3 protein-coding genes and 1 pseudogene are annotated in these 3,537 nt (G+C 38.3%); 2 read left to right on the forward strand and 2 right to left on the reverse strand.

Features of this window, described 5'->3' with window-relative positions:
* Both ACEW80_RS01965 and ACEW80_RS01970 read right to left on the reverse strand, forming a co-directional pair.
* Positions 1-351 (reverse strand): annotated as a pseudogene (locus ACEW80_RS01965) (bifunctional DNA primase/helicase); the annotation flags it as partial.
* A complete protein-coding gene (locus tag ACEW80_RS01970) occupies positions 348-677 on the reverse strand; it encodes a hypothetical protein (protein WP_373524987.1) in 330 nt (109 codons plus the stop codon). The gene ACEW80_RS01970 and the pseudogene ACEW80_RS01965, both read right to left, overlap by 4 nt.
* Before the next feature lie 964 nt (positions 678-1,641).
* On the opposite strand from ACEW80_RS01970, the gene ACEW80_RS01975 reads away from it, so the two are divergent.
* Together ACEW80_RS01975 and ACEW80_RS01980 are read left to right on the forward strand one after the other, a co-directional pair.
* On the forward strand, positions 1,642-3,054 hold the full coding sequence (locus tag ACEW80_RS01975) for an NB-ARC domain-containing protein (protein ID WP_373524988.1): 1,413 nt from the start codon (positions 1,642-1,644) through the stop codon (positions 3,052-3,054).
* 21 nt (positions 3,055-3,075) lie between these two features.
* Positions 3,076-3,537 (forward strand): 4-Cys prefix domain-containing protein (locus ACEW80_RS01980; protein WP_373524989.1); only part of this gene is annotated, 462 nt, incomplete at its 3' end.

The following is a 3,537-nucleotide window of genomic DNA, read 5'->3' on the forward strand; positions in this document are numbered from 1 at the left end:
GGGTGGTGACTCGTATTTGACGGGTTTACCTTTCTCCCAATCAATGCGAGGGAAGTTAGGCTTAATCCGTCCCCACTCCATTGGTTCCCAGTTTTTGAACGGGTCAAGAGATTGAATCCATGTGCCACCCAATAATAGATGCTGATATTGCCTTATGTACGCATCTGTGACTCGACCGGCATTTTTGCGAGGAATTTTGTTGGAGATGAACAGGTAGTCGTAAATTGTTTCTCCCTCAATATGGAAGAAGTTGCTCTCGACCAGCGCTGGATGAATGGCACTACCAACTGTTAACTCGTGGTATTCATGATCCGTGAGGTTGTTGGGGTATTCAATTGGACGTAATTTCATCTGCTCTCCCTTTGGAATTCCTTGGAGAGAGGTGTGTTTTTTTGAAAATAACGTTTGAGTCCAAGAAACGCGATCGCTAGTTCTTTCCTTTTGAGCCGCAACTGCCAGTAATCATTACCCACGTCGCAGGTGATTACCACTGCTAGTCCAGCGATGTTTCTTGCGCCTTCATTTAAACACAGCCAACTTGAAAGTTGCGAAATTCTTGCTCTAGATAGGATATTTCTGAAATTTCCTTCAGCTACAGCACAAAGTTGCTGTGCAAAAGCTGCACTATTACACCCCATGCGCTCTAATACTGCGCTCTTGGGTTTGCTATTTATCACAATATTTTCCCCTGATAACTCGGTTTACAAGCTTCAGAGGGGGTTGCATCAGTTATCAGTCAACAGTTATCAAGTAACTGGTAACTGGTAACTGTTCTTCGCGCTGCTACGGATTTTTGCTACTAAATTCGGGATTTTTCTTAATCAAATTTAACTTTACCTAAAATTCATGAATTTTGACAGCAAAAACATCCCGCAAGGAATGGACTTTCCAAGCGGCAGATCCTATAATGGATCTGGTAGCGCGGACTATACTCTCGGACAAATTTAGTAGTCGTCTCGGTCGGCAAACTTCAACGACAACTTATTTTGTTCCTTCGAGATCAACCCCGCTCTAAAAAAACGATGGATTTTACGAACAGACAAAGCGCCTACTCCTTAGTGGCGCTTTGTGCTTTGGGTTTTTTGATGCTTTCACTTTCATATTTCCCTTCATTTGATTAGCTTGGTTATCTTAGCTCTCAAAGCTTGCCTACTTTAAGCCTGACATAAATAGAGCGATGCATTTGTTGCAGTCAAATTTAAAAAGTAATCTGACATATTGAACATCGCCTACTTAAAGTTGTTTAATTTTGAGCGTTGCTTTGAGTTCTGCCGTAATTATACTAGCTTTAGCAATCTCCTAAAACTTTTCTAGATTTAGTACGTACCCAGATTAAGATATAACAGTATGGTAATAAAATAGCAACTCCAATTGTTAAGTTTTGTAAAGATTAAAGTACACACCAGTTTGCAGTTTACAAATAAGTGAGGTAGGAAATGCACTACTCTGCGGAGAAGCAAGCTACGCGCACCAGATACACCAGAAGAACACGAAGGAAGAAATGCTTAACTGATCTGAATTGCTGTATAAGTAGGAGATAGTAGACTACGCAAGCCTTTTAAAAGATCATTTGCGAAAAAGTATATACTTTTTATTTTGTGAAATTAATAAAAAACAGCACTCGAAGGAGCTTAATAAAAGGTGAATGCTAAAGAGGTTATCCAAATCATAGATGACTTAGTGTTTGCAAAACAAGGCAGGTGGCTAGAGGAGCCAGAAAAAATTGTGCTTAGATCAGCTTGGCTTGATCTGGATTACAAGGACGTAGCAGAGAATAGTCTCTATGACATTAATCTTTTGCAGCGGCGTGTAGCACCTAAACTGTGGGTACTATTAACAGGGATATTAGGGAATGGAGAAAAAGTCACTAAGAAACGACTGCGGGGGATTTTAGAAAAACAGATAGTAGTAGCTGATAAGAAACCAGCAAAATCGAATGAAGCTGCTGCTGGTCTACCCATACTCGTAGGAAATCTCCCTGACGTATCTAATTTTTACGGTCGAACTCCTGAACTAGCGATGCTAAAAGAATTGATAGCTCAAGAGCGTTGTGTAGCAATTATAGGGACGGCAGGAATTGGAAAAAGTGCTTTAGTTGTTAAATTAGTTCAAGCTTTGCGTATGGGGTCGTATGAGTTTAATGGTTTTATTTGGAAATCAATTTCATATAGTCCATTACTTACAGATTTAGTTGCTGACCTGCTTAGAATTTTAGCTGATTCAGAAAAACAGGAGTTAGATTTACCAGAATCCATCCAAGCTAGGATATCTAAACTGTTTGACTACCTGCGTTCACGTCGTTATTTGGTGATTTTAGACTCAGCAGAGTCTTTATTACAGGGAGATAGAAATACCAGAGCAAATGCCTACGGGAAGCAGTATACAGAGTATGGGACGTTCTTTAATAGAGTGATAGAGGAACAGCATCAAAGTTGTTTCCTACTAACCAGCCGTGAACCATTTATTGATTTTAATCGCCTACAAAAAAAGGGGCAACCAGTTAGGACGGTAAAACTTGAAGGGTTGGGAAAGGAAGCTTTAGAACTTTTTCGTTTCCACGGTTTAACTGATGAGGATAAATGGGGAGATTTAATTCAAACTTATCGTGGAAATCCTTTATCTTTAAAAATTTTAGCGGACAAGATTCAAAACTTTTGTGGCGGAAGTGTAGAAAGGTTTTTAAATTTTCAGACTGTATTGATGACAGATATATTTCAAGATAGTTTAGATGATTTATTTGAAGAAAAAGGTCGTCTAACTATTTTAGAGAAACAGATTATCTTCCATTTAGCAGAAGAACTAACTAAAGAGTCTGGTAATTCAATTGGATTGAGTAGATTACTTAAAAAAATTAAGGAGAGCCAACAGAGTGAGGTAACAACCTCAGAAGTACTTGAAGCTATAGAGGCTTTATATGCACGTTCTTTAATTGAGCAAGAAATAAATGATAGTCAAGAAGTACTATTGAGTTTAGAGCCTCAAGTTATAAAGTATGTTAGTACCTATGCTTTTAAATTAGTTCAAAATACAGTTTATGATTTGAAATCAGCTTAATTACTCTACTAGCTTAAATATGTGAGTTACTGTATTAATCCTAAATGTAAACAACGGCAAAATCCTGATGATAGTGAGAGATGCCTTAATTGCGGAACAGAACTGCTGATTGAGCAGCGATTTCGGTTAATTAAGCCATTGCGTCCTTTAGACTTTCATTACAATACAGAAGTTTTTGAAATACTGGATGATAAAGGCACTCATAAAGTAATTAAAGTATTGCGATCGCAAAAGCCCAAGGAGATCAGTTTATTGGAGCGAGAAACACTGACGCTTCAACTGTTCAACCATCCAGGTATTCCTAGAGTTATAGACGATTTATTTACTGTAACACCCCATAATAGTTACAGGAAACTGCATTGCTTGGTCATGCAGAAATTTGAGGGACAGAACTTAGAACAATGGGTGGAAGCTAACGGAAAAATATCTCAAGCTTTAGCGCTAAATTGGCTTACACAAATAGTAAAAATTCTTGATGAAGTA

The sequence above is a fragment of the Nostoc sp. genome (assembly GCF_041747015.1).
GTDB lineage: Bacteria > Cyanobacteriota > Cyanobacteriia > Cyanobacteriales > Nostocaceae > Nostoc.